3 protein-coding genes are annotated in these 4,819 nt (G+C 63.0%); 1 reads left to right on the top strand and 2 read right to left on the bottom strand.

Annotated elements, in window-relative coordinates:
• Window positions 1-265: 265 nt before the first annotated feature.
• Together istB and istA are read right to left on the bottom strand one after the other, a co-directional pair.
• A complete protein-coding gene (gene istB, locus VMR39_RS23790) occupies window positions 266-1,072 on the bottom strand; it encodes an IS21-like element helper ATPase IstB (RefSeq protein ID WP_037511020.1) in 807 nt (268 codons plus the stop codon).
• Entirely contained in the window at window positions 1,069-2,577 is a 1,509-nt protein-coding gene (istA, locus tag VMR39_RS23795) for an IS21 family transposase (protein WP_037511022.1), read from the bottom strand. Before istA ends, istB begins: the two co-directional genes overlap by 4 nt.
• A 1,183-nt stretch (window positions 2,578-3,760) precedes the next feature.
• Here istA and trbB point away from each other — a divergent pair.
• Entirely contained in the window at window positions 3,761-4,747 is a 987-nt protein-coding gene (trbB, locus tag VMR39_RS23800; RefSeq protein WP_325419856.1) for a P-type conjugative transfer ATPase TrbB, read from the top strand.
• Window positions 4,748-4,819: the final 72 nt, after the last annotated feature.

A 4,819-nucleotide genomic window follows, 5' to 3' on the forward strand; every position in this document is an offset into this window, starting at 1 on the left:
TATAGCGCGGCAATTAGGGAGACCGGTCGGCGGCGATTATGATGGCCGGTAGGCGGCTGCGCCGGGTGGTGATTTTGGGCTACCATGAGATGGCATTTGAGGCAACGGCCAGCGACAACTATGCGGGCGTGTAATTGTCGCTGGCAGTGGAAGAACGGTTTGATTGGAAGCGGGCCCCTGCGATCAGGGTAATTGACGCTGGCGACAATTACCCGGACCTGCGTTGCCTCATGCCGGATGCTCCCGGCTATGAAGTCGGCGACAATTATGATGGCCGGTCGCCGCTGGGCTCATCTTGGTCCTGCATGGGCTCGATGCGAGCTATGGCAGATCGCTTACGGTAGCTTTCGCCGTTCATCTCAATGATGGTGGAGTGGTGCACAAGGCGGTCGATGGCCGCGACCGTCATGGCGGGATCCGGAAAGACATTGTCCCAAGCAGAAAATGATTGGTTTGCAGTAATGGCGATCGAGTGGCGCTCGTATCGGTGGGCGATCAACTCAAACAAGGCACTGGTCTCGACCTGATCCTTGCGGACATAGGACAGGTCGTCGAGGACGATGAGGTCATACTTGTCGAGCTTGTCGAGCATTGCGGGTAGGTTAAGATCGCGGCGTGCGGCCTGGAGCTTCTGGACCATGTCGGTGGTGGAGGTGAACAGGACGCGACGCCCGGCATCGATGAGGCAATGACCGATGGCAGCAACAGCATGCGTCTTGCCCGTGCCGGATTGCCCGAAAACGAGCAAATTGCTGCCGTTATCGATCCACTCATCTCCGGCGGCCAGGGACAAGAGGTGTGGCTTGCGGATGCCGGGAGCGGCATCGAAATCGAAGGTGGCGAAGGTCTTTCCTGCCGGCAGGCCGGACTGGTCTCGATGACGCTGTATGCGGCGGGAGGTACGTTCGGCCATCTCGATCTCCAGGAGCGATGCGAGGAGATTGGCCGCAGGCCAACCATCCTGATCGGCGGTATCGGTCAGCCGCTTCCAGTTCCGGCTGATGCTCGGCAAGCGCAGCGTCTTGAGCAGCGTGGGCAGCACAGCGGCGGCCTGATCCCTGGTCCGTGTCATGAGCGGGCCTCCGCGCTGGCGAGCAGGCTATTGTATCCGCACAAATCAGGTGGTGGGATGGTGACATCGCGTTGTGTTCTCGTCGTTGGCAGGAACTCATCCTTCAGCGCACTGACGTCGGGAAGCCGGTCAGCATCAAGTGCGGCGTCGATCCGCCGCGCCAGCGCTTCGACACAATCCCCTCTGGCGGCGATATCAAGCAATGCGACGGCATCACGACACGCCTGACGCGCATCGAGCTGGGCATCGAAAGCCTGCCACGCCCGGCGATAGGCATGGTCAGGGAACAAGGCATCCCGGTAAACCAAATGACGTAAGGCGCCGGGTTTGCGCCGCAGGTTGGCGACCACATGCCGGAAATCGATACGATGGGCGCGCGCCGGAAACTTCACCCGCACCCTGGGCGTGGTCATCACCATGTCTGGCCCGAGGAAAAGCTCAATGCGATCGTCGTAGAGATGGGCATGGAGCCGCTGGCCGACGAGGCGGGATGGGACCGAATAGATGACCCGGTCGATGCTGACGGTACCATTGCGGGTGACATCGACGCTGAGCATGGCGAAATCCGTGGTCCGACGCGCGGGTAACGATCGCAGTACCCGTCGTTCCTGATCGATCACGGCCGCACGCCGCCGGTTCTGCTTGGCGACCTGGGCCTCGACGAACTCGCGCCACGCTTCGACGCTGGCGAAGTCCCGGCTGCCGCGACGGCGCAAAGCCTGGTCGAGCCGTCGCTTGAGGTGACCATGGGAGCCTTCGATCGACCCGTTCTCGTGAGCTTCGCCGCGATTATTGCGGGTAGCGACCATGCCATAGTGACGGCACAGATCATCGTAACTGCGGGTGAAATCCCGCTGAGCGTCTGCGTCGAGGTTCTTGTAGGCAGCCGACAGGGAATCGCTGCGATGCTCGATCGGTGCGCCGCCCAGCTTCCACAGCGCATCTTGCAGATGTTCAGACAGTGCGGCGAAGCTCTCTCCGCCCAGAACGACGGCCGCGTGTTCCCAGCCACTTGCAGCCAGACGAAAATGATAGAGGCGATGATCGAAGGGCTCGCCGACGATGGTCACCCGCAGGCTGTCGCAGACGGTGAAATCCGAAAGACCTTGCCGACCGAGGTCGTGATGCTGCGGGAAGAATATCTCCTTCTCGGTTCCGTTCAGCGCTCGCCAACGAGCAATCCGGCGTTCGAGGGTACGCCTGATCTTATCGGGGACCGCATCTTCGCCGAACTCGTCCTGGAGCGTCTCGAAGATGGTGACCGCAATGATACCCTCGATCTTTAGCAGCTCTTCCACGCGCGGCCAGAATAGCTCGAGGGGGTCGGCGCGAGTGCGCCAGTGGCGCGCCTGCTTCTTCTGGGACGGTAAGCGCGGATCCTTCTCGATCCTGCGTGCGCTGCGCGCACTGATACCGGCCTTGGCGGCGGCGACAGCCTGGGGGTGATGGCGACGTTCAACCATGAATAGAAGCACCTGTTGATCAGATATGTGGGAACCCGGCATCGCACCCCATCGCTCTCATGTTCGATGAGTGTTCCGATACCACCGCCCGCCACAGCCCTGATCAACCCCCTCCGATGAAGGGGAAAAAGATCGCCATCGGTTGTCTGGCCCGCTCTTCGGTCGGGGCTACGCCCCTCCCTGCGACCGGGCCAGACAACCGATCCTACCGGCCATCATAATCGCCGCTCAATCGGCCACCGTAATCGTCGCCGCGCATGTCTGCGAAGCCGACGACACTTTCGCCTGAGCTAGTTCGTACCGAGCTGACCAGCATCACCGATACGCCGACGTTCGATGCCCTTGTTGAGGACCTTGCCAGGGGGCCAGAGCAGCGCGGTCCGGCAGCGGATCCAAAGCAGCGCATTTTGATCGGATGGGGCAAACATGACCGGCTGTGCCTGCCTGCTCAAGCCGAGCGCGCGAGAGCGGCATTCCCATCCGCGACTCTGCACTGGTTCAACCACAGCGGCCATTTTCCGGTGTGGGACATGCCGTACGAAGCGACAGCGGCCATCTTGGAGACAACCCAGTAGAGCTTGAGCTGCTTTGATCGAACGAAAGCTCGACCTCCGCTTCCTGCGTCCTCGCATCCGAAAGATGACCGGCCGCTACCGGCACATTTGCAGCTGTGCGCGTTCGAGCAGACGGCGGCTGAGCGTCAGCTCTCGACAATACCGGACGCTCGGCAGAGAACTCGGGAGCGGCGGCTTTGTCCCAGCAACAGTCATTCGCCATTCAAGTGGGCTGAATTGTAATAGGTGATAATAGGGGCATTCAGGATCGGCGCGCAGTACCACTGCCCAAGGCAAAACTGACCCGCGCCACCAGTTTGCGCAACAGCCTATCATACCGATGGGAGGTGAGCTGAAGGGCTCCAATGCCACTGCTTTGGTTGCCATCAGTCCAGATGGCAGTTAAATTGCAGAAGGCCCGGTTGGCTTGAGACAACGGCCGGTCCAAGGAGGCCGCCGCGTACTTGAGAAGCGTGGCGGCGCTCCGCCTCGCTGTAGCAATTCTCCCTCAGGTTAAGGCGGCGTGATCGCCGCGATCTACGCCGCAGCCTGTCTTTCTTCGCCAGCGCCCTATGTCCGCAAATCCCCGTTGAACCGCAAGGATTTCTGCGTCTCTTAATCGTCCCCATCGCGCACCGGACCTTTTGTCCGGAGCCGGAACGGGGACTGCAATGGACGCTCTGCCACTTCGATCGGAGGCCGGAACGCGCGGCGCGCGGATGTTGCGCACCGCGATGGGCGATGCGATTGCGGGCTGGCTTGCCGATCCTGCCGTCATCGAGGTCATGCTCAATCCCGACGGCCGGCTCTGGGTCGACCGGCTCGGGGAAGGCATCGCCGAGAGCGGCGAGGCCCTCAGCCCATCGGACGGCGAGCGGATAATCCGCCTCGTTGCCCATCATGTCGGCGCCGAAGTCCATGGCCAGGCTCCGAGGGTTTCCGCAGAGCTTCCCGGGACCGGAGAGCGCTTCGAGGGCTTGCTGCCGCCCGTCGTCACGGCACCGGTCTTCGCCATCCGCAAGCCGGCGGTCGCCGTCTTCACTCTCGACGACTATGCTGTAACCGGCGTGATGACGTACCGGGAAGCGGCAGCGCTGCGCCAGGCCGTTACCGAGCGGCGCAACATCCTCGTCGCCGGCGGCACCGGCACGGGCAAGACCACGCTCACCAACGCCCTGCTCGCCGAAGTGGCGAAAACGCCCGACCGCGTGGTCCTGATCGAGGACACCCGCGAACTCCAGTGCGCCGCGCCGAACATGGTGGCGATGCGCACCAAGGACGAGGTCGTCTCGCTCAGCGATCTCGTGCGCTCCGCCTTGCGCCTCCGGCCCGATCGTATCCCGATCGGCGAGGTGCGCGGGCCCGAGGCGCTCGATCTCCTCAAGGCCTGGGGCACGGGCCATCCCGGCGGCATCGGCACGATCCATGCCGGGAGCGCCCTCGGTGCGCTGCGGCGCATGGAGCAACTGATCCAGGAAGCGGTGATCACCGTGCCGCGCGCGCTGCTCGCCGAGACCATCGACATGGTCGCGGTGCTGGTCCGCGACGGCCACGGCCGCCGGCTCGCCGAGCTTGCGCGCGTCGATGGCCTTAATCCCGCAACCGGCGACTATCGCCTGATCCCTCATCCCTCGCACCCTGACGGAGACCTGCCATGACCCATGCCTTCCGGCGCGGCGCCCGCCGCGCCTCGCTTCTTGCCGCCACCAGCCTTGCCGCTTTGACCCTGT

It is taken from the genome of Sphingobium sp. (assembly GCF_035511395.1).
Classification (GTDB): Bacteria; Pseudomonadota; Alphaproteobacteria; order Sphingomonadales; family Sphingomonadaceae; genus Sphingobium.